Origin of the sequence: Pseudophaeobacter arcticus DSM 23566 (assembly GCF_000473205.1) — a bacterium.
GTDB classification, from domain to species: Bacteria; Pseudomonadota; Alphaproteobacteria; order Rhodobacterales; family Rhodobacteraceae; genus Pseudophaeobacter; species Pseudophaeobacter arcticus.
Map to the genome: position 1 here is coordinate 855,027 of NZ_KI421507.1, position 20,896 is coordinate 875,922.

Annotated in this window: 16 protein-coding genes; 11 read left to right on the plus strand and 5 right to left on the minus strand. The window is 61.6% G+C overall.

Annotated elements, in window-relative coordinates; genetic code table 11:
* The first annotated feature begins 67 nt into the window (after positions 1-67).
* Genes ugpA through ARCT_RS0108050 form a run of 4 tightly spaced genes read left to right on the plus strand, consistent with a single transcriptional unit; the run spans position 68 to position 3,841 of the window.
* Positions 68-949: a sn-glycerol-3-phosphate ABC transporter permease UgpA gene (ugpA, locus tag ARCT_RS0108035; RefSeq protein WP_027239603.1), complete on the plus strand. Its 882-nt coding sequence runs from the start codon at positions 68-70 to the stop codon at positions 947-949.
* On the plus strand, positions 949-1,800 hold the full coding sequence (gene ugpE / locus ARCT_RS0108040; RefSeq protein WP_027239604.1) for a sn-glycerol-3-phosphate ABC transporter permease UgpE: 852 nt from the start codon (positions 949-951) through the stop codon (positions 1,798-1,800). Before ugpA ends, ugpE begins: the two co-directional genes overlap by 1 nt.
* Before the next feature lie 11 nt (positions 1,801-1,811).
* On the plus strand, positions 1,812-2,885 hold the full coding sequence (locus ARCT_RS0108045; protein WP_027239605.1) for a sn-glycerol-3-phosphate import ATP-binding protein UgpC: 1,074 nt from the start codon (positions 1,812-1,814) through the stop codon (positions 2,883-2,885).
* Complete coding sequence (locus ARCT_RS0108050) at positions 2,885-3,841, plus strand: glycerophosphodiester phosphodiesterase family protein (protein ID WP_036784621.1); 957 nt, start codon at positions 2,885-2,887, stop codon at positions 3,839-3,841. The genes ARCT_RS0108045 and ARCT_RS0108050 overlap by 1 nt, the downstream gene beginning before the upstream one ends.
* Before the next feature lie 36 nt (positions 3,842-3,877).
* Here the strand turns inward: ARCT_RS0108050 and ARCT_RS0108055 are convergent, their stop codons facing one another.
* Positions 3,878-4,582, minus strand: coding sequence for a TetR/AcrR family transcriptional regulator (locus tag ARCT_RS0108055; RefSeq protein ID WP_027239607.1), 705 nt, complete (start codon positions 4,580-4,582; stop codon positions 3,878-3,880).
* A gap of 79 nt (positions 4,583-4,661) precedes the next feature.
* Here ARCT_RS0108055 and ARCT_RS0108060 point away from each other — a divergent pair, with 79 nt between their 5' ends.
* From ARCT_RS0108060 to ARCT_RS0108090, 7 genes are all read left to right on the plus strand, one after another.
* Positions 4,662-6,038 carry a flavin-containing monooxygenase gene (locus tag ARCT_RS0108060; protein ID WP_051360613.1) on the plus strand — a complete coding sequence of 459 codons (1,377 nt, stop codon included), beginning with the start codon at positions 4,662-4,664 and terminating at the stop codon, positions 6,036-6,038.
* On the plus strand, positions 6,035-6,937 hold the full coding sequence (locus ARCT_RS0108065) for a bile acid:sodium symporter family protein (protein WP_027239609.1): 903 nt from the start codon (positions 6,035-6,037) through the stop codon (positions 6,935-6,937). Before ARCT_RS0108060 ends, ARCT_RS0108065 begins: the two co-directional genes overlap by 4 nt.
* Positions 6,934-7,872 carry an SDR family oxidoreductase gene (locus ARCT_RS0108070; protein ID WP_027239610.1) on the plus strand — a complete coding sequence of 313 codons (939 nt, stop codon included), beginning with the start codon at positions 6,934-6,936 and terminating at the stop codon, positions 7,870-7,872. Before ARCT_RS0108065 ends, ARCT_RS0108070 begins: the two co-directional genes overlap by 4 nt.
* Entirely contained in the window at positions 7,869-8,672 is an 804-nt protein-coding gene (locus ARCT_RS0108075) for an SDR family NAD(P)-dependent oxidoreductase (RefSeq protein ID WP_027239611.1), read from the plus strand. The genes ARCT_RS0108070 and ARCT_RS0108075 overlap by 4 nt, the downstream gene beginning before the upstream one ends.
* A 190-nt stretch (positions 8,673-8,862) precedes the next feature.
* Positions 8,863-10,743 (plus strand): non-ribosomal peptide synthetase, encoded by a 1,881-nt coding sequence (locus ARCT_RS25680; protein ID WP_161631306.1) that lies wholly within the window; start codon positions 8,863-8,865, stop codon positions 10,741-10,743.
* 50 nt (positions 10,744-10,793) lie between these two features.
* On the plus strand, positions 10,794-12,473 hold the full coding sequence (locus tag ARCT_RS0108085; RefSeq protein WP_161631307.1) for a thiamine pyrophosphate-binding protein: 1,680 nt from the start codon (positions 10,794-10,796) through the stop codon (positions 12,471-12,473).
* The gene (locus tag ARCT_RS0108090; protein ID WP_027239613.1) at positions 12,463-17,001 is read left to right on the plus strand and encodes a non-ribosomal peptide synthetase; all 4,539 of its coding nucleotides are present in this window, start codon (positions 12,463-12,465) and stop codon (positions 16,999-17,001) included. Before ARCT_RS0108085 ends, ARCT_RS0108090 begins: the two co-directional genes overlap by 11 nt.
* Before the next feature lie 85 nt (positions 17,002-17,086).
* On the opposite strand, the gene ARCT_RS0108095 is transcribed toward ARCT_RS0108090, so the two are convergent.
* Genes ARCT_RS0108095 through ARCT_RS0108110 form a run of 4 tightly spaced genes read right to left on the minus strand, consistent with a single transcriptional unit; the run spans position 17,087 to position 20,896 of the window.
* Entirely contained in the window at positions 17,087-18,031 is a 945-nt protein-coding gene (locus tag ARCT_RS0108095) for a glucokinase (protein ID WP_027239614.1), read from the minus strand.
* 1 nt (position 18,032) lies between these two features.
* Positions 18,033-19,130 (minus strand): ABC transporter ATP-binding protein, encoded by a 1,098-nt coding sequence (locus ARCT_RS0108100; protein ID WP_027239615.1) that lies wholly within the window; start codon positions 19,128-19,130, stop codon positions 18,033-18,035.
* 4 nt (positions 19,131-19,134) lie between these two features.
* Positions 19,135-20,031 (minus strand): carbohydrate ABC transporter permease, encoded by an 897-nt coding sequence (locus ARCT_RS0108105; RefSeq protein ID WP_027239616.1) that lies wholly within the window; start codon positions 20,029-20,031, stop codon positions 19,135-19,137.
* Entirely contained in the window at positions 20,024-20,896 is an 873-nt protein-coding gene (locus ARCT_RS0108110) for a carbohydrate ABC transporter permease (RefSeq protein WP_027239617.1), read from the minus strand. The genes ARCT_RS0108105 and ARCT_RS0108110 overlap by 8 nt, the downstream gene beginning before the upstream one ends.

Sequence of the window (20,896 nt, forward strand, 5' to 3'; positions counted from 1 at the left end):
GCCGGCGCATTCCACCGGGGGCATACTATACCTGGGGACTATAACTGGGCACTACACGGGGCACTCCATGCTGAAACGCGTCCACTTTCCTTCTTCGCCACTGCCCTATTTGCTGGTGGCGCCACAGCTGGCGATTACGCTGGTCTTTTTTGTCTGGCCCGCCAGTCAGGCGATGTATCAATCCTTCCTGATCGAAGATGCCTTTGGGCTGGGCTCCGAATTTGTCTGGTTTGAGAACTTTCAGGCGCTTTGGGAGGACCAGCACTATCTGGATGCCTTCTGGCGAACCGCGATCTTCTCGCTTTTGGTGGCGGCGCTGTCCATGGGGGTGGCGCTGATCCTGGCAGGATTTGCCCAACGGGTGGTGCGCGGCGCCATGGTCTACCGCACCCTGCTGATCTGGCCCTATGCGGTTGCCCCGGTTCTGGCGGGGGCGCTTTGGGTGTTCATGTTCAACCCAACGCTGGGGATCTTTCCCTACTTCCTCGATTTTTTTGGCATCGACTGGAATCACTACCTGAACGGCAATCAGGCCATGGGGTTGGTGATCATAGCCGCTGCCTGGAAACAGGTGGCCTATAACTTCTTGTTCTATCTCGCGGCGATGCAATCCATCCCCAATAGCGTCATCGAGGCCGCCGCCATTGACGGGGCGGGGCCGGGGCGGCGGTTCTTTTCGATCATTCTGCCGCTGATCTCGCCGACCACGTTTTTCCTGTTGGTCATCAACATGGTCTACGCCTTTTTTGAAACCTTCGGCATCATCCATGCGGTGACCCAGGGGGGGCCTGGCTCCTCGACCACGATCCTAGTTTACAAGGTCTTCAACGATGGCTTTGTCGGCCTTGATCTGGGGGGATCTGCGGCGCAGTCGGTGATCCTGATGGTGCTGGTCATTGCCATGACCGTTGTCCAATTCCGCTATGTTGAAAGAAAGGTGGAATACTGATGGTTGAAAATCGTCCTCTGACCGCATTGATCACCCATTTTGTCCTGGTGCTTGGCGTCATTGCCATCGCCCTGCCGATCTGGATCACCTTTGTCGCGGCCACCCATGATCAGTTCCGCATGAACCAGGTGCCCCTGCCGCTTTGGCCGGGAACGCATTTGTGGGACAATCTGAAACAGACGCTGTTTGGCTCTGGCCTCAGCGGCACGGAAGGCGCGCCTGTCTGGCTGATGCTGTTCAACAGTCTGGCCATGGCAATGATGATTGCGCTGGGCAAGATTGCCATCTCGCTGCTCTCGGCCTTTGCCATCGTCTATTTCCGCTTTCCCTTCCGCAAGACCTGCTTCTGGATGATCTTCATCACCCTGATGCTGCCGGTCGAAGTGCGGATCCTGCCGACCTTTGAGGTGGTGGCCAATCTGGGAATGCTGAACAGCTACTGGGGGCTGTCGATCCCGCTGATTGCCTCGGCCACTGCGACATTCATGTTCCGTCAGGTGTTCCTGACGGTACCGGATGAGATGCTGGAAAGTGCCCGCATTGACGGGGCGGGGCCGATGCGGTTCTTCTTTGACATCCTGCTGCCGCTGTCGCGCACCAATATCGCGGCGCTTTTTGTGATCCTCTTCATCTTTGGCTGGAACCAGTACCTTTGGCCGCTGCTGATCACCACCGACACCTCGATGACCACCATTGTCATGTCGATCAAGCAGATGCTGGAGGCGGCCGAGCAGAGCCCGCAATGGAATATCATCATGACGACAGCGCTTTTGGCGATGGTCCCACCGATCTTTGTCGTCATCTCGATGCAAAAGCTCTTTGTGCAGGGCTTGACGGAAACCGATAAATAGGACGCCCCTCAATGGCTGAAATTAAACTGACCGACCTGACCAAATCCTACGGTCCCACCGAAGTGCTGCACCATGTCGAGGGCGAGATAAACGATGGCGAATTTATCGTCATCGTTGGCCCCTCGGGCTGCGGCAAATCCACCCTGCTGCGCATGGTGGCGGGGCTGGAGACCGTCACCTCTGGCGAGATCGCCATTGCGGGGCGCCGGGTGAATGAGCTGGAGCCCTCGGCGCGCGACATCGCCATGGTGTTCCAGAACTACGCGCTTTATCCGCATATGAGTGTGCGGGAAAACATGGCCTACGGGCTGAAGATCCGCAAACTCTCCAAGGCCGAAATCAACAAACGGGTGGAAGAGGCGGCCGATATTCTGGAAATCCGCCAATATCTGGACCGCAAACCCCGGCAATTGTCCGGTGGCCAGCGTCAGCGGGTTGCCATGGGGCGGGCCATCGTGCGCGATCCGCAGGTGTTCCTGTTTGACGAACCGCTGTCAAACCTGGATGCCAAACTGCGGGTGCAGATGCGGCTGGAAATCCGCAAGCTGCAGCAGCGCCTGGGGGTGACCTCGATCTATGTGACCCATGATCAGGTCGAAGCGATGACCCTGGGCGATCGCCTGATGGTGTTGAACGGTGGCTATGTGGAACAATTTGGCACCCCGATCGAGCTCTATGACCGCCCGGCATCGGTCTTTGTTGCCGGTTTCATTGGCAGCCCGGCGATGAATTTTATCCCCGCCACGGCAGAGGCCGCCGATGGCATGGGGCTGCCAAATGGCGCCAAACTGGCCGGGCCGAAGCTGTCAGAGGCGCAGGCGCAGGTGGGATCCGTGCTGTTGGGCATTCGCCCCGAACATCTGGTGCCGGATGAAAACGGCCCCATTGCCATTGATGTCGACATGGTGGAGCAACTGGGCGCCAATACCCTGTTGCACGGTATGCTCAGCGGGACCAATCACGCCATGGTGGCCTCGGTCTCGGGGCATGTCTCCACGCAGAGCGGCGCGCAGCATCGGTTTTCTGCCGCACCAGAGCTGCTGCATCTGTTTGATCCCAAAACCGAAAAACGGCTGGAGGCGTGATGCAGTTCCCCCAGCTGGCGGCCTTTACCGGCGGCGATGGTCTGATCCGGGTGATCGGGCATCGGGGCGCGCGCGGCGTGATGCCGGAAAACACCATGGAGGGTTTTGCCTTTACCCTGAGCTGTGGGGTGCGCCTGTTGGAATTCGACGTGGTGATGAGCCGCGACGGGGTGCCGGTGATCACCCATAATCACAGCCTGACGGGCTCGATTGTGCGGGACCGGGCGGGCAACTGGTTGCAGGGGGCAGAGCCCAAGGTCTCAGACCTGGATTGGGCCAATCTGGCCGAGATGGATGTGGGCGGGCTGGATGGGAGCAGCGACTACGGCCAGCGCTTTCCCGATCAGGCGTTCCTCTTTGGCGCCCGCATTCCGCGTCTGAGCGATCTCTGTGCGCTGATTGCCCAGCCGGGCTATCAGGATGTGCACCTGATGCTGGAGATCAAATCCGACCCTGACAAACTAAAAGACGCATCCGCCCGCGCCGCAGTTGTGGCGGCGGTGGTTGCGGAGGTGCGGGCGCTGGGGCTGACAGCGCGCACCCTGATGCATAGCTTTGACTGGGCGCTGTTGGCGGAATGTGCCCGTCAGGCGCCCGAAATGCCGACCTCTTTCCTTACGCAACTGCCTCAAAACGCAGCGGATATCGGCGAAGATCACGCCGCTCCGGCGATCCCCGGCCTGGCCAAGGCCAACGCCAGCCTGCCCGATCTGGTGGCACAGGCTGGCGGCGCGCTGTGGTGTCCCTATTATCTGGATGTGACCGCAGCGCAGGTCGAAAGGGCGCATGCCCTGGGTCTGCGGGTTGCAGTCTGGACGGTGAATGAGGTGGCAGATATCGACCAGATGATTGGTCTGGGCATAGATGCCATTGTCACGGATTATCCGGGCCGGGTGCAGCGCAGGTTGCTGGCGCTGGGCTGTTCTTGGACGCAGCAATCAGCAATGGCCGTTTAGGCGCAGGCGCGTTTTGCGGAGCCTCGGGTTCTGACTCTAGGATTTAAACCCTGCCTCGCAAAAGGCCAGCAGTTGCTCGGTGAGATCCCCGGCCAGATTTCCGGCCAGATTCGCAGCCGGACCCTTGGCCAAATCCCCTCCCGGATCCTTTGTGGTCTCGGCTTCTGCGAGGCCCGCAATCCGCCAGCGCGAGGTGCAGAGCGACAGCATTGCCGAGACCATAAAGACAAAATGGGTGCTGATCTTTTGCTGCGAGGTCTGGGGCAAGATCGCTGCGATCTCGGCCAGAAAGACCCTGGCGGTCGGGTCAAAACAGCTCTGTGCGATATGCTGCCACCGTTGATCTGACGAGACATGAGCGATCAATCGGCCATAGGCCGACCAGGCGGCGCCGCCGTTGAGGGTCTTCTCGATGAAGGGGGCAATGAAACAGGTGAGGACCCGGCGCAGGGTGAGCGGGCCCTCTGTCTTTGCCTGCGCCAGGGCATCCTGCCGGAGCTGGGCCAGTTCTTGCGCCCGACGGGTGACCACAGTGGCAAACAGCGTCTCTTTGCTGCCACCGTGATGATTGACCAGGGCGCCCTGCACATCGGCGGCCCGGGCAATATCACGAATCGACGCCCCCTCAAATCCGCGCTCTGCAAACAGCTGTTCTGCGGCATCAAAAATGCGATCACGGGTCGCCAAAGAGCGTTTGCTTGGCGCGCGTTGTCTTTGATTTTCTTTTACTTTTTCAGTCATGGCAGAAATATCTTGCCATATTTTTAACAGTCGTTCAATCTAAAACAGCACCTCAAGGTGCACAGGGGGAGGACAATTCATGACGGCACAGGATGCTGCGATACAGGCTGCTGCGACACTGGAAAACGCCGCGCAGCAGAGCGCTGCGGTGGACAGGTTTGCTCTGATTGGCGCGGGCCCCATGGGGCTGGCCATGGCAAAGCTGTTGAAGGAACAGGGCATTCCCTTTCAGGGGTTTGAGCTGCATTCGGACGTGGGCGGGCTGTGGGATATCGATGCGCCTTTATCGACGATGTATGAAACCGCGCATTTGATTTCGTCCAAAAAGATGACTCAATTTGACGACTTTCCAATGGATGAGGAGGTGGCGGAATACCCCTCGCACTGGGAAATGCGCCGCTATTTTTGCGATTTTGCCCGTCATTTTGATCTCTACAACGACTATGCCTTCAATTGTCAGGTGCTTTCTTGTGATCCCCTGGGCGACAGCGGCGCTGGCTGGCGGGTCAGCTGGCGCGATGGCGAGGGGCAAGAGCACAGCGCGGTCTTTGCTGGTGTGTTGATCGCCAATGGCACCCTGGCAGAGCCTAATATTCCCAGCTTCAAAGGTCGCTTTGACGGCGAACTGATCCATTCCTCCCAGTACCGCGACCCGCGACAGTTTGCCGACAAGCGTGTGTTGATTGTCGGGGCCGGGAATTCCGGCTGCGACATCGCCGTGGATGCCATCCACCACGGGGTGAGCTGCGATATCTCGATGCGGCGCGGCTATTATTTTGTGCCCAAATACGTCTTTGGCAAACCTGCGGATACCATGGGGGGCGCCATTCGCCTGCCGATGTGGCTAAAGCGCCGGATTGATGGGCTGATCCTGAAATGGTTTGTCGGCGACCCGCAGAAATACGGCTTCCCCAAGCCAGATTACGCGCTCTATGAGAGCCACCCGGTGGTGAACTCGCTGATCCTGTTTCATGCGGGCCACGGCGATCTGGAGGTCCGTCCGGACATTGACCATATCGACGGAAAAACGGTGCATTTTGCCGATGGCTCCCAGGCGGAATATGACATGATCCTGACCGCCACCGGCTATCTGTTGCACTATCCCTTTATCGACAAGGAGCAGCTGAACTGGCAAGGCGCGGCGCCGCATCTCTACCTCAACTGCATGCATCCCACACGCGACGATCTGTTTGTGCTGGGCATGGTCGAGGCCTCGGGCCTGGGCTGGCAGGGACGCCATGAGCAGGCGGAAATGGTGGCGCGCTATATCAAGGGGCTGCGCGATGGTTCGGCCGGCGCGACGCAGCTGCAACGGGAAAAATCCACCGGATTTGAGCGGGCGACCGGCGGGATGAACTACCTCAAACTGGCGCGCATGGCCTATTACGTGGACAAGGCAACCTACCGCAAGGCCGTCACTGGCTGGATCGCCGCCCTGACAGGGGGGCGGGCATGACGGATCTTGATGCCGTTGTGCTGAACTTCAGCGGGTCCAACCTGCTGGTGATGAACGCCATTCTTGCCATTGTGATGTTTTCCATCGCGCTGGATCTGAAACCCAGCGATTTTGCCCGCCTGGTGCGGGCGCCCAAGCCGGTTTTGACCGGGTTGATTTCGCAGTTTATTGTCCTGCCCGCGCTGAGCTTTCTGCTGGTTCTGCTGGTCCAGCCCCGGGCCTCTGTTGCCCTGGGGCTGATCCTGGTTGCGGCCTGTCCGGGTGGCAATATCTCAAACTTCATTACTCACCGGGCCGGGGGGAACGCGGCGCTGTCGGTGTCGATGACCGCCTTTGCCACTGTTGGGGCGATCCTGATCACCCCGCTCAACATCGCCTTTTGGGGGCAGCTCTATGCGCCGACGCGCGAGATCCTGAACCGGGTCGCGATCGACCCGGTGCAGATCGCCATAACGGTGTCGCTGATGCTGGTGCTGCCGCTGGTCCTGGGGATTTTCCTCAACAGCCGCCGCCCGGTACTGGCCGATGGCATGCGGCGGCCGATGCAGAACCTGTCGATGCTGATCTTTCTGGCCTTTGTGGTGCTGGCGCTGGCGGCCAACTGGGCATTCTTCCTGCAGTTTGCTCCCTATGTGGGGGGGCTGGTGCTGCTGCATAACGCCATCGCGCTGGCCGCGGGCTATGGCACTGCCTTTCTGGCGGGGCTGAGCGAATATGACCGGCGCGCGGTCACCATTGAGACCGGCATTCAGAACTCGGGCCTTGGGCTGGTGCTGATCTTTGGCTTTTTTAACGGGCTGGGCGGCATGGCTGTGGTGGCAGCACTTTGGGGGATTTGGCACGTGGTGTCCGGCCTTTGCCTGGCGCAGCTTATGTCCCGACACGAGGCAAAACGATGACAAAGGTTCTGATCACAGGCGCGGCTGGGGCTGTGGGTTCCAGCCTGCTGCGAGAGTTGGCGCAGGCTGAGGGCAGCCCCTATGAGGTGCTGGCGACAGATATACGCGCCCCGGAAAACCTGCCCGCAGGGATCCGGTTTGAACCGCTGGACGTGCGCGGCGATGACCCGGGACGGCTGATTGGCCAAGAGCGCCCGGATGTGGTGATCCACCTGGCCTCTATTGTTGCGCCGACGACGCGTGATTTTGCCCATGGCGTGGATGTTGTTGGCTCGCGCAACGTGTTGGCGGCCTGTGTGGCCCACGGGGTCAAACGCCTGGTGGTCACCTCTTCCGGGGCGGCCTATGGCTATCATGCGGATAATGCGCAGCCGCTGATCGAAAGCGACCCGCTGCGGGGCAATCGCGCGTTTGCCTATTCCGACCATAAACGCCAGGTTGAAGAAATGCTGGCGACAGCCCGCGCCGAGACACCGGCGCTGGAGCAGGTGGTGCTACGGGTTGGCACCGTACTGGGGGCGGGGCTCGAAAACCAAATCACCGCGCTGTTTCACAAACCGCGTCTGCTGGCCATTGCCGGCTGTGACAGCCCCTTTGTCTTTATCTGGACCCGAGATCTGGCGCGCATTCTGCAACATGCCATTTCAGACAGTCCGCAGGGGATTTTCAACGTGGCCGGCGACGGGGCGATGGGAGTTTCGGATCTGGCGCGGGCGATGAATAAACCAGTGCTGCGACTGCCGGCCTGGGGGCTGAAGCTGGCGCTGGCCATCGCCCATCCTCTGAAACTGTCGCGCTATGGTCCGGCTCAGGTACGGTTCCTGCAATATCGCCCGGTGCTGGATAACAGCGCTTTAAAGACGCGGTTTGGCTATGTGCCGGACCTGACCAGCGCCGAGGTCTTTGCGCTTTGGCAAAAGGCAGCCGGGCTGTGAGGACACAGCGCGCGCCCCAAAAAACCGCCATTATCACTGGCGGGGCAGGTGGTCTGGGCCTGGCCCTGGACGCAGGATTGCGGCAGGCGGGCTGGTCCACAGTCCTGATTGACCTGCCTGGCCCGTCGCTAGAGGCCCTGCCTGCGGTAAAGGGGCGGCGGGTCTTTGGCTGTGATCTGACCGATGCCAGCGCCATGAGCAGGCTCTGCGCCCAGATCCGTGACGATCGGGGCTCAATTGATCTGGTGATTTACAATGCCGGCATTACCTGGATTGGCGCCTGTGCAGATCTGAGCCCGGAGGCGCATCGCCGGGTGTTTGATATCAATTACTTTGCCGCCACGGAAATGGCCCAGACCCTGCTGGAGGATCTGCGCCGGGCCAAAGGCACTCATCTGGCGATCTCGTCGGTTGCCGGGTTTAGTCCGCTGCTGCACCGCACCGCCTATGCCGCCAGCAAACACGCGCTGGAGGGGTTTTTCAAATCGCTTCGCTCGGAAGAAAAGCAATACGGGGTGCGCGTGGCGATTGCCGCGCCCAGTTTTGTGGCCACCAATATTGGCCGCCCCGAGGCCAAAAGCAATGGTATTGCCCGCCCGGGGTCAGCGACGGATGGGGTGGATTACATGACCCCCGCAGAGGCGGCTGCGGACATCCTAAAGGGACTGCAGCGGGGTAAAAACATGATCCCCGTGGGCCGTATCGCGTGGTTGTCCTGGATCCTCAACCGATTGTCCCCGGCTCTTTTTGAAAGGCTGATGGAACGAAACATCAGTGCAGGCCGCGCAAAGCGCCCTTAGCCCCCCCAATAGCCCATATAATAAGGGGCGAGAAATTGATCGTCCTGTGGTAAAAATTAACCAAATTTAACACAAAACACCACTTTTGTGACGGAGTTCTTGCTTTCCAAAGGACCGGAGAATAGGTGAATTTTGGTCACTTTTTTGACTGCGTCTTACAGAATTGCATCGGTATTTTACTGGGGGAACTGTGGTACATTTTGGGGCACAATTGCGCGCTGGCCTTGCACGGCGATCAGCGCAGCCAGCGCTGATCTGTGACGAAATCGGGCCATTGACAGGCGCGTGCTGCCTTGCGGCACTGGACCAGGTCATTTTGGGCATCGGGGCCGCCGGCTGCGCGCCGGGTGCGCCTGTTGCCATTATTGCGCCGCTGCCCCGTCATGCGACGCTGGGCTTTCTGGCCTGCCTGCACGCCCATGTCGCGGCGCCTTTGAACCCCGCCTACACCACCGAAGAGTTTCTGTTCTATCTCGAAGATCTCAAACCGGGGTTGGTGCTGGTGGGAGAGGGCGCCAGCGCTGCGGCCCATGCCGCCATTGCCGCTGCGGGTCTGACCAGTCTGGCGCTGTATGACGGGCTATTTCACCCCTCCGCCCAGTCCCGCGCCCGGTCCCGCGTCCAGTCCTCCGTCCGGTCCCCGGCTCAGGCCCCCGCTCAGGCCAGGGCCCAGGTCCCCGACCTGCCAGCGATGTCTGCGCCCAATGCGCCGGGGCTTATCCTGCACACCTCTGGCACCACGGCGCGCCCCAAGATGGTGCAGCTGAGCCAACAGAACCTGGCGATTTCATGTGGCAATATCGCCCGGTCGCTGGAGCTGAGCGGTCAGGATATCTCGCTCTGCGCCATGCCACTGTTTCATATCCATGGGCTGATGGCCTGCCTGGGGGCTGCGCTGGTTACGGGGGGCGGCGTTGTGCTGGCGGGGAAATTCCAGCCAGAGGCATTTGTTGATCAACTGGAACGCCACAAGCCCACCTGGTTTTCTGCGGTTCCGACCATGCATCTGGTCTTGATACAGCACCTGGAAAGGCGACCGGCGCCGCTATCGCATAGACTGCGCTTTATACGCTCCTCTTCAGCGCCTTTGCCCGCTTCGGTCATTGCCCGGCTGGAGCACTCTCTTGGGGTCCCGGTTATTGAGGCCTATGGCATGACCGAGGCCAGCCATCAGATTGCTTCAAACCCGCTGCCGCCCGGAGCGCGCAAACCCGGTACTGTGGGACAGGCGCGCGGCACCAGTATTGCCATTCTTGATGATGCGGGCCAGCCTGTGGCTGCGGGCACCGTTGGCAATGTGGTGATCCAGGGTGGCGGTGTCACGTCAGGGTACCTGGAAAATCCGCAGGCCAATAGCGAGGCCTTCCAGCAGGGGGGATTCTGGACTGGTGATCTGGGAGAACTGGACGATGAGGGCTATCTGACCCTCACCGGGCGGCGCAAGGAGCTGGTCAATCGCGGCGGGCAAAAGATCTCCCCGCGCGAAATCGACGAGGCTCTGCTAGAGATCGACGGCATCACAGATGCAGTGGCTTTTGCACAACCACATCAAAGCCTTGGTGAGGATCTTGTGGCGGCGGTCTGCCTGCGCAGCGACGCGGATCTTACCCCGGATGCGATCCGCAACCAGTTGTTCAACCGGCTGATCGACTACAAGGTCCCCAGCCAGATCGCGGTGGTCGACAAGATCCCTGTTGGGGCGACGGGCAAACGGCAGCGCCTGCAGATGTGGCAGGCGTTGCAGCCACATTTCACCAGCTCTTTTCGGGCGCCCAAAACGGCGGTGGAGATTATCCTGTGTGAATTCACCGCCGAGGCTCTCAACCTGGAGCGCATGGGGCTGGATGACAATTTCTTCAACTGTGGTGGCAATTCCATCCTCGGGGTGCAGCTCTCTGTCACCCTGGGCGAGCTGCTGGGCTGTTATATTCCACCAACGGTGATCTTCCGCCACCCGACACCAAGTGGCCTGTCGGACTATGTGTTGGGGCTGCTGTCTGAGCAGGAGATTGCGCAGCTGGAACAGGCGCTGAGCGGTCTGGCCGCGCCTGACGCCGCCGCTCCAGTATGAAAGACGGTCTGAAAGGCAGCGCAGGTCGACGGACAGGCGGGGGCGGCCCTGTGAGGCATCAGTCGGCACTCCGGCAGGGGCTCACGCGCCACCTTGCTCCCAATGGCCATCTGGCCATCGCTGCGGCGCTCAAATCCGGGGGGGTCACCCATGTCTATTCCCTGCCGGGCAGCCCTATCTACGCCACGCTTGGCGCTTGCGTTGACACCGGGTTGACGGTGATCGGCTGCCGCAGCCAGTTTGGTGCGCTCAGCGCCGCCCTGGCGCATAATTTCCAAGCCGGAAAGCTCTGCGCGGTGGCGATGTGCTCGCCCAGTCCCGGTGTGACCAATTCCATCACCAGCCTGTCAGATGCCAAGGCCAACCACTGGCCGATGCTGCTGATTGGCGGGGTGGTCGAACCGGCGCAGGCGCAGTCTGACAGAGCAGCAGCGGACGACGATCAGGGGGGGGCCGCGTTCCAGAGCTTTGACGGTGCCAAGGCCGTTGCCCCCTGTTGCAAAGCGGTGATGCGGCTGCGGGAGCGCGACGGGCTTTCTGCCGGGATCACGCGGGCCCTTGCGCAGGCACAGACCGCCCCCTGCGGGCCGATCTTTGTCGAGGTGGGGGCCAGGGTGCTCAATGCCCGTCACCGCGAGGCGAGCGCTGCCGTCCAGCAACAGGCCAAACCGGCACAGCCCATCGTGGCACCATCGCAGCTCGACCGGGCCCAGCGGCCGGTGTTGATCCTGGGGGAAGATCTGCGTTGGCATTCGGCCCTGACACCAGAGCGGCGCGGCGCGCTGCGGAGCCTGCTTGAACAGCTGCATATACCGGTGCTGGCCAGCGACATGGGGCGGGGCATCCTGCCGGACTCGCATCGGCTCAGCCTGTTCCTGGCCAAGCAAGAGGCGCTGCAGAACTGCGACCACCTTTTGCTCTGTGGTGCCCCCCTGGATTGGCGCTTTGGCGCCGGGAGTGCGCTGGGCGATCAGGTTGCTGTTGCGCAACTTGCGCCCCGTATCGAAGATCTGCTGACCCTGCTCCGGGCCGCCAGTCCTGCGCCCGGCCGTGCGGGCTGGGTCGCTGATCTGGCGCAGGCGCATCAGCGCCGGCGTGCCAAGCTGCGCCAGCAGGCTGCAGCTGCAAGCGAGGCCGACCGGATGAACCAGCTCTGCGCCTGCCTGGCAGGCTGGGTTCCGGACCATGCGGTGACCATCCTGGACAGCGGACTTGCGCTTTCCAGTGGTCATAACTTTTGGCCGGTGCAGCAGCCCTTTTCCCGGATGACATTGGGGCAGAACGGCACCATCGGGCTGGGCATTCCCTTTGCACTGGGCAGCGCTATGCATGAGCAGGACCACGCCCACGGCCAGGGGCGTCCGGTTGTCGCGCTGGTGGGCGATGTTGGCTTTGCCCTGGCAGCAAGCGAGCTGGAGACCGCCCAGCGGTGCATGGCCAGGCTGGTCATTGTGGTGGCGGATAATGGCGGCATCAACGGGCGCAGCTTTCAGAACAATTGGCTTGCGGCAGAAAGCCCGGACATCCTGCGCTACGGCGCTGCGGTGGACTATGCAAAAATTGCGCGAGGCTGGGGAGCCCGGGGCATCACCGCCCAGTCACAACAGGACCTGCAAAGCGCCCTGTCAGAGGCGCTGAACACCGAGGGGCCAACGGTGATTTCGGTTCCGATGGGTCAAGTTTTTAACACGCCACAACCGGATGTAAACGGGGGCAGCCATGGGGGGTAAAGTGAGGGATCTGCGGGCCTCATTGCGTCACCGGCTGTTGGGTCGGTTCAAAGACACCGCGCCACGCCAGCACCGTCGCACCCCCGGTGATCTGGTGGTGGCCGCGCCGAAGGTGCAACAGAATTTCTGGTGCCTTGATCAACTGGCGCCAGACCAGGGGATCGTAAACGTCAGTCGCGCCTGGCGCATTGACGGAGCCTTTGCGCCTGACAAATGCCATCAGGCGCTTATTGCCCTGACCCACAAACACGACTGCCTGCGCTGCAGCTTGCAGCCAGTGGAGGGCGGTTTGCAGATGCGGGTTGCGGAAGACAAAGCGGTGGATTTTGCCCAGGTCGATCTGCGCCAGTCGCCTGAAACCTCATCTTCTGTCACAGCGGATCAGCAGGTCGAGGCGATCCTGACCGCCGAGAGCCTGCGGGCCTTTGATGTGGCGGCAGATCCGCTGTTGCGCCTGCGGGCCTATCAGCTTGGCGAACAGGCCTGGGTGCTGCATCTGGTCTATCACCACGCGATCATGGATGGCTGGTCAGTGGCGCAGTTCTGTCACGAGCTGGGGCAGCTCTACGCCCAGGCGGGTGGTGCAACGCTCAGCGCTATAGCGGATCGCCCCCTGTATGATTTTGCCGATTACGCCCGAGATCTGCAACAGCGGGACCGGGCCTCTGCTGCGGCGCAGGGGCAGGCAGCACCGGCAGCGCTCCCTGCGGGGCACACGCCACCGGTGGCGCTGCCAGAGCTGGCGCTGCCCTTTGATTTTGCGCCGCCTCCGCTGCCCTCCTATTGTGGCAACAGCACACCGCTGCAGATCGGCGCGCCGACCTGGTCTGCCCTCGAAGCACTGGCCGGGGCCTTGCATGTCTCGCCCATATCGGTGGTGCTGGCGGCCTTTCGTCTGTCGCTGTTTGAGATCTCGGGCCAGCGGGATTTTTACCTCGGCAATACCGCCATGACCCGCAACAGGCAGGGGGTGCAGCGGATGCTTGGCGCCTTTGTCGAGACCCTGCCAATTCGCAACCCTCTGGCGCAGGGGGCGGGGTTTGAACAGATCTGCAAGGCAGAACAGGCGGCTCTGGCGCTGGCCTTGGAGCAGGCGACCGAGACCGGGGCGGCGCCGACAGAGCAGGTGCAGACCCCGGCGATGCCCTTTCAGGCGGTGCTGAACTATCGTGGGTTTTCATCCCGCAGCCTGGCTCTTTGCGGCTGCGCGGTTCACAGCCTGCCGCTTTTGGGGCACTCGACGCCCTTTACCCTGACTTTGAACCTGGAAAAGACCCCGGAGGGGGTCGAGGGGGAGCTGATCTGCAATGCCGCCCGGTTCAACGCCAGTACTGCCGCGCGCATGGCGGCGCAAATCACAGCGACGCTCGACGCCGGGCTGCAGGATCCCAAGGCCCCAATTGAAACCCTGCTGCAGCAGGTAACAGCGCAGGACGCGCGCCCTCGGGTGCTTTCGTGTGAGGCGGCTCCCTCATGCCCGCCGGTGGGGGAGTTGCTGGCCCGTGCCTTTGATCACCATGCGGATCAGCCCGCCCTGCGCTGTGGCGATCTGCGGTGGACCTATGCGGATCTTGACCGCGCCAGCGCCGCCTGGGCGCGGACAATTGTGCAGGCGCCGGGATCTGCGGGGGATCTGGTGGCGCTGGCCTTGCCGCGGGGGGCGGATTTTGTTGCCGCGCTTATCGGGATCCTGCGGGCCGGGCGGGCTTTTGTGCCGCTGTCGCCGCTGGACCCGCCGGACCGGATAAAACGGATCCTGCAACAGGCTGCGCCCAAACATCTGATTGCAGAGGCGGATCTGGCGCAGACCCTTGAATTCCCTGCGCTCAAGCTGGAGGCCGCGGAAGCTGTTGCGCCGCCCTGTGCGACCTTCACAGATTTGGCCCCCGAAGATTTGGCCTATGTCATGTTCACCTCTGGCTCGACCGGCGCACCAAAAGGCGTGGCGATCCCGCATCGGGCCCTGGCCAATTACCTGGCAGCGGTGCGGCAGGTGTTTGCGCCATGCCCTGGTGATCGGATGCTCTCGGCCAGTGCCACCACCTTTGACAGTATCATCTACGAGGTGCTGCTGCCCCTTGGAACCGGCGGCGAGCTGGTGATGATCGAAGAGGATTTGCGCCGCGATCCCTGGCATATTGTCGAGCGCATGGGCAGCTGCGCGCCGCGACATTTCTTTGCCACGCCCTCGCTGTGGCGGATGCTGTTGGAGGCCGGTTTGCCGGATATGCCACAGCTCAAGGCGCTGGTGGGCGGAGAGGTGCTTGCCCCCGGATTGGCGGCGCAGATCCTGCCCCGGGTGGGGCGGCTTTACAATGTCTATGGCCCGACCGAGGCCACGGTGTTTTCCACCTGGCAGGACGTCCAGCCGCAGACAGAGTGCGACAGGACCAGGCCTGCGGTTGGCTCGCCGATTGGCCGCCCCTTTCCTGGCTATCGCCTTGCGGTGGTTGACCCAATGGGACAGCCTGTCTGGCCGGGACGTCTGGGTGAGATCTGGATAGCAGGGGCCGGGCTGGCAACCGGATATTACCAATCACCTGCGCGCACGGCGCAGAGCTTTGCGCTGACCACCAGCCTCACGACCCAGCCAGAGCGCTGGTATCGCACCGGTGATCAGGGCCGGTTGCTGGCGGATGGTACAATCAGCTGCGCCGGGCGGCTGGATGATCAGTTGAAAATCAGCGGTCAAAGGGTGGAACCGGGCGAGATTGAAAACCTGCTTCTGGCCAGCGGTCTTGCCACCGGGGCCGCAGTTTTTGCCACCAAGATCAAAGATAAATCCATATTGGTTGCCTTCTACGTGCCGCAGGAGGGCGCCAGCGAAACAGCGGTGCGCCGCTATCTGCAGGCCAATCTGCCCTTGGCCTGGGTCCCCGGGCTGGTGGGGCCTTGCGCTGCGCTGCCGCTGACCTCCTCGGGCAAACTGGACCGCAAAGCATTGCGACGGCAGGCGAGTGACCTCTTTGAGGCCCGTCTCAGATCAGAGGGGCAGGCAGCAAGCCCAGAAGCCGGTTTTGTTTCTGGCTTGGAAGCTGGTCCAGAAGCGGGCTGTGCGACAGACCTGGCCCCGGCGATTTTGCAAGGCTGGCAACAGGCTCTGGGGCAGCCGCCGACCAGTGAGGATCAGGACTTTTTTGGTGCCGGAGGCAATTCGCTGCGTTTGATTACGCTGCTTGCCCGTATCCGCGAGCTGACCAGCTGTCACCTGCCGGTGGCTGAGGCCTTTGGCGACCCGACCCCGCGCGGATTACAGGCGCTATTGGCAAAGACGGCGCCGCTGGATCTGCACAGGGCCTTGGTCCGCACCAAAGCAGGCAGTCGGCCTGATCCGGTGGTTTTTCTGCCCGGTCTGGTGCCGACGGGGCCAAATCTGACGGATATGATGGCGCAGGCGCCCCAGGATCTGAGCAGCTACCTGCTGCAAAGACCAACCTCCCCCGCCTTGGCCTCTCAGCGCAGCTTTGCCGACCATGCGCGGTATTATGCCAAGGTTCTGCAATACAGCTTCCCCGGTGCCAAACTGCATTTGACCGGGTTTTCCTACGGCGGCGCCGAGGCCTTTGAAACCGCACGCCAGTTGGCGGCCCTGGACGCCGCTCCCGCCGGTCTCAGCATTATCGACCATGGGCCGGTGTTTCGCAAACTGGGACGCGGAGATCGCCGCTGGGGAGAGCAGGGGCTGCAGGCAGAAATGCGGCGCCGCGCCCATGTGTTTGCGCCCTGGCAGGGCGATTTGAGATTGGTGCGCGGTGATCATCATGGCCTGTTGTCGCTGGCGATGATTGCCTATGGCTGGGAGGATTTTGTCGAGGGCGAGGTTGCCGTTCACATGGTCCCGGCGAAACATGACGAAATGCTGCATGGCCAGGCGGCAGCGACGATGCAGGCCTTGCTGGGGCAGCCCCAGCCTGACTTTATTGTTGGCCCGCAGCCGGGGGCCGCAGAGCGGCGCCGGGTCTCGCATCTGTTGGCAAAACGTGAGCCGGATGCAGCATTGGATCTGATCTGCGGGATCAGTCGCGAGCATCCCGATCATCCCTGGTCGGCCTTGCTTGCCGATCAGCTGGCCATGGAGATGGGGAAAGATTGCTCTGGGCTGCTGGCAGATTGGTTCGAGGCCGCCGCCTTGATGCCGCCCAAGGGGGTTCCTGCCCTGGCCTGGCATGCGGCACGGGCGCAGGCGGTGCTGCGACTGCAGGGGCCGCAGGCGGCGCTGCCCCTGGTCGAGAAGGCGCGCGAGAGCACAGCCCCGGCCGGTCGGCGGATACGTGACCTTGAGGTGATCTATGCGGATCTGCTGCAACAGGCCGACCGCTGTGAAGAGGCAATGGCGGTATTGGAACAGGTCGGGAAATTCGGCGGCACCCGACCGGATGTCTCGGTTCTGCGGGGAATTTGCCTGGCCAAGCAGGGGAGATTCCGCTGGGCCTTGTCTTTGTTGGAGCCCGAAAAAGACACGGAAGATTGTTCCCCCGAGCTGTTGTTCTGGCTGGCGCGGGCAGAGCAGGCAGTAAAGGCGGGGTAGGTTCGTTGGCTGGTTTGCGCAGATCGGGGGCCAGGTCAGGGGGTAGATTGGGGGCCAGACATCAACCTAGGCATCAACCCAGACATCAGCCCTTTGGGAGCGGGACCCCTGCGCAGCCTTTCAAGGCGGCCCCGTCATCAAGGATGCAAAACACCGGGGCCGTGAGCTCGGGGAACTGGGGGTCTGGCTGCCTGTAGGCCTGCACAAAGGCGGATCTTGCGGGGCTTGTCAGCAGGTTGCGGGCCAGGGTGCCGGCAAAATACAGCCCGCCACGGGGTAAAAACCCCTTGATGAGGTTGCGGCTCAGCCGGGCCAGGAGCGTGGCGTAGAAGGCAACAAAGGCCGCAACACTATCGTTTTGAGAGGCAGCTGCCATGATTGCAGCGGCACTGTGCAGGGGCGGGGCCTCCGGCGCCCAGGCCGCATAGAGCGCCGCAAAGCCGCGGCCGGAAAAACAGCCCTCCACAGTGGCAAAATCATCGGCTCTTGCACCGATCTGCACCCGCAATGCCTGATACAGATCCAGCGGCAGGGCGATATGGCCAAATTCGGATTTCAGGCTGACAACCCCATGATCTGTGGTGATCACCGGGCTGACGTTAAACCCGGTGCCAATCCCGATGACCAGCTTTTGCCCCAGGGGATCTGCCCCATTCAGAGGCTGGATCTCGGCAATATCATGCTTCTCCAGATATGTCAGGCTATGCCCCAATGCGCTGAGATCATTTAACAAACAAACGGGAATCTCGTCCAGGCTTTTGGACAGCCCCCGCGATGAGAGATCCCATCCACGGTTGGTCACCTGGGCAAATTGATCCCCTGTTGCGCCCTGGACCGGACCAGCAACAGCAATCACCATCTCAGTGATCGCGCTCAGCGCGGCATCGCTGCGATACTGTCCCAGCAGATCAGCGAAGCTGGCAAAATTGTCGTTTTGGTAGCTCTGCACCGCCTGCAAAGGTTGGCCTGCCGCCGTGCTCAGCGCCAGCCGGCAATTGGTGCCGCCAAGATCCACAACCAGACGCCGCATGTCAGTTCAACCGTTCGCCGGTATCCGGCGCAAAAAAGGAGACCTTACCGAGATCAAAGGCCAGATCCAGCAGGGCGCCGGGCTGGGCCTTGGTTTCGGCATGCAGCCGCGCGGTGACCTGTTTGCCCCCCAGTTCCGAGACCACATAGGTATCGGCGCCGGCCGGTTCCACCAGATCAATGCGGCATTGGGCGGCCTGAACCGCGGCGCCGCTGCGAAACCCGGCCTCGGCAATGTCTTCGGGGCGCAGGCCAAGGATGACATCCTCGGGCAGGTCTTGGGAATGCGGGCTTTGCAGCACGATCGGCGCGCCTTCGGGGCGGGCGATTTCGATCTGGGTGCCGCTGCCTGCCCGTTGGATGCGCGCCGGGATCAGGTTCATGGCAGGCGAGCCCATGAAATCGGCGACAAACAGATTGGCCGGGTGGTTGTAGATCTCGGCCGGGGTGCCGATCTGTTGCACAACGCCGCCCTTCATCACCACAATTTTGGTGGCCAGGGTCATCGCCTCGATCTGGTCATGGGTGACATAGACCATGGTGGCGCCCAGGTTCTGGTGCAGTTTCTTGATCTCGGAGCGCATGCTGACGCGCAGCTTGGCATCCAGGTTTGACAGGGGTTCATCAAACAGGAACAATTTGGGATCACGCACCAGTGCGCGGCCCATGGCGACCCGCTGGCGTTGGCCCCCCGACAGCTGCCCCGGGCGGCGGTCCAGCAGTGGTTCGATCTGCAACTGCTGCGCCACCTCGGCCAGCTTGCGGGCCTGGGTGGCGGCATCAACGCCGCGCACCTTCATGCCAAAGGTGATGTTCTTGGCCACCGTCATGGTGGGGTAAAGCGCATAGGACTGGAACACCATGGCAATATCGCGGTCCTTGGGGCTGACCTGGGTCATGTCGCGCCCGGCAATGCGGATCGACCCGCCTGAGATCGGCTCCAGCCCGGCGATACAGTTCAGCAAGGTGGATTTGCCGCAGCCCGAGGGGCCGACAAGCACCAGGAAATCACCGGGATCTATGGCGACATTGACGTCTTTGAGGATTTCCACCGCGCCGTAGTTTTTGCTGAGGGACTGGATGTCCAGGATCGGGGTCATAGCATTAGCCTTTTACAGAGCCGGCGGTGAGGCCGCGAATAAAGTATTTTCCTGCAACCACATAGACCAACAGGGTGGGCAGGCCGGCGATGATCGCGGCGGCCATGTCGACGTTGTATTCTTTGACGCCAGTGGTGGAGTTGACGATATTGTTCAGCGCCACAGTGACCGGCTGGGTGCCCGCCTGGCTAAAGCTGACGCCAAACAGGAAATCGTTCCAGATCTGGGTGAATTGCCAGATCACCGTGACAACGATGATCGGCAGGCTCAGCGGCAGGAAAATCGACCAGAAGATGCGAAAGAACCCGGCGCCATCGACCTTGGCCGCTTTGACCAGATCAGCCGGGATGGTGACGTAGAAGTTGCGAAAGAACAGCGTGGTAAAGCCGATGCCATAGACCACATGGGCAAAGATCAGCCCGGGGATACTGCCCGCCAGCCCCATCAGCCCCAGCATCCGCGCCATTGGCAGCAGCACCACCTGAAAGGGGATGAAGCAGCCAAACAACATGGCCGAGAAGATCAGATTGGCACCGCGAAAATTCCACTGGGCAATGATATAGCCATTGGCGGCGCCCAGAAAGGTCGAGATCAAGACCGCAGGCACCGCCAGCAGCACCGAGTTCCAGAAATAGGGCCGCAGGCCTTCGCACTGGATGCCGGTGCAGGCCTCGGACCAGGCGGTGCGCCAGGCCTCGAACGTGACCTCGCGGGGCAGCGCCACCAGGCTGCCGCTGCGGATTTCCTCCAGGCTTTTGAGCGAGGTGGTCAGCATGACAAAGAGCGGCATCAGGTAGAACAGCGCAAACAGGCCCAGCAGGGAAAACAGCAGCCAGCGCAGGGCGATTTGACCGGGGCGTACGGGCGATGACACCGCAGGAGCGGCAGAAAAGTCAGACATGTTTCGCCCTCAGTTCGGAATAGAGATAGGGAACAACAATGGCAAAGACGACGCCCATCATCACCATGGCGGAACTTGCCGCCTGACCGATGTCGCCGCGCGAAAAGGCCATGGCATACATATAGGTGGCGGGCAGATCGGTGGCATAGCCAGGGCCGCCCCCTGTAAGGGCCACCACCAGATCAAAGCTCTTGATCGCCAGATGGGCCAGCACGATAAAGGCCGACAGAAAGATCGGCGCCATCGAGGGCAGGATAATGGCGGAATAGATCCGCCAGCCGGGAATACCATCAATCTGCGCTGCCTTGATGATCTCGCCGTCGACGCTGCGCAGCCCGGCCAGAAACAGCGCCATGACAAAGCCAGAGGCCTGCCAGACGCCGGCAATCACCACCGCATAGATCGCCATATCGGGGTCAATCACCCAGTTGAAGCTAAAGCTCTCATAGCCCCAGCCCCGCACCATGGCCTCGATCCCGAGACCGGGGTTCATGATCCATTTCCAGGCCGTGCCGGTGACGATCATCGACAGGGCCATGGGGTACAGATAGATGGTGCGCAGCACGCCTTCGACGCGGATGCGCTGGTCCAGCAGGATCGCCAGCAACAGCCCCAGTGCCATCGAAATGCCGATGAACAGGCTGCCAAACAGGAACAGGTTGTCCATGGCGGTGTCCCAGCGCGGCGCTGCAAACAGCCGCTTATACTGGATGACCCCATACAGATCGTATTTGGGCAGCAGTTTTGAACGGGTCAGGGAGATCCAGGCTGTCCAGCCGATAAAGCCGTAGACAAAGATGAGGATCGCCACAAATGAGGGGGCCAGGACCATCTTGGGGATCTGGCGTTCCAGCCATGCGCGCAT

Excerpts from the sequence above, each read along its gene's own strand:
- ugpE (WP_027239604.1), top strand. The coding sequence starts at position 949 with ATGGTTGAAAATCGTCCTCTGACCGCATTGATCACCCATTTTGTCCTG.
- ARCT_RS0108045 (WP_027239605.1), top strand. The coding sequence starts at position 1,812 with ATGGCTGAAATTAAACTGACCGACCTGACCAAATCCTACGGTCCCACC.
- ARCT_RS0108070 (WP_027239610.1), top strand. The coding sequence starts at position 6,934 with ATGACAAAGGTTCTGATCACAGGCGCGGCTGGGGCTGTGGGTTCCAGC.
- ARCT_RS0108055 (WP_027239607.1), bottom strand. The coding sequence starts at position 4,582 with ATGACTGAAAAAGTAAAAGAAAATCAAAGACAACGCGCGCCAAGCAAA.
- ARCT_RS0108105 (WP_027239616.1), bottom strand. The coding sequence starts at position 20,031 with ATGTCTGACTTTTCTGCCGCTCCTGCGGTGTCATCGCCCGTACGCCCC.
- ARCT_RS0108095 (WP_027239614.1), bottom strand. The coding sequence starts at position 18,031 with ATGCGGCGTCTGGTTGTGGATCTTGGCGGCACCAATTGCCGGCTGGCG.
- ARCT_RS0108090 (WP_027239613.1), top strand. The coding sequence starts at position 12,463 with ATGGGGGGTAAAGTGAGGGATCTGCGGGCCTCATTGCGTCACCGGCTG.
- ugpA (WP_027239603.1), top strand. The coding sequence starts at position 68 with ATGCTGAAACGCGTCCACTTTCCTTCTTCGCCACTGCCCTATTTGCTG.
- ARCT_RS0108110 (WP_027239617.1), bottom strand. The coding sequence starts at position 20,896 with ATGCGCGCATGGCTGGAACGCCAGATCCCCAAGATGGTCCTGGCCCCC.
- ARCT_RS0108065 (WP_027239609.1), top strand. The coding sequence starts at position 6,035 with ATGACGGATCTTGATGCCGTTGTGCTGAACTTCAGCGGGTCCAACCTG.
- ARCT_RS0108100 (WP_027239615.1), bottom strand. The coding sequence starts at position 19,130 with ATGACCCCGATCCTGGACATCCAGTCCCTCAGCAAAAACTACGGCGCG.
- ARCT_RS0108050 (WP_036784621.1), top strand. The coding sequence starts at position 2,885 with ATGCAGTTCCCCCAGCTGGCGGCCTTTACCGGCGGCGATGGTCTGATC.
- ARCT_RS0108060 (WP_051360613.1), top strand. The coding sequence starts at position 4,662 with ATGACGGCACAGGATGCTGCGATACAGGCTGCTGCGACACTGGAAAAC.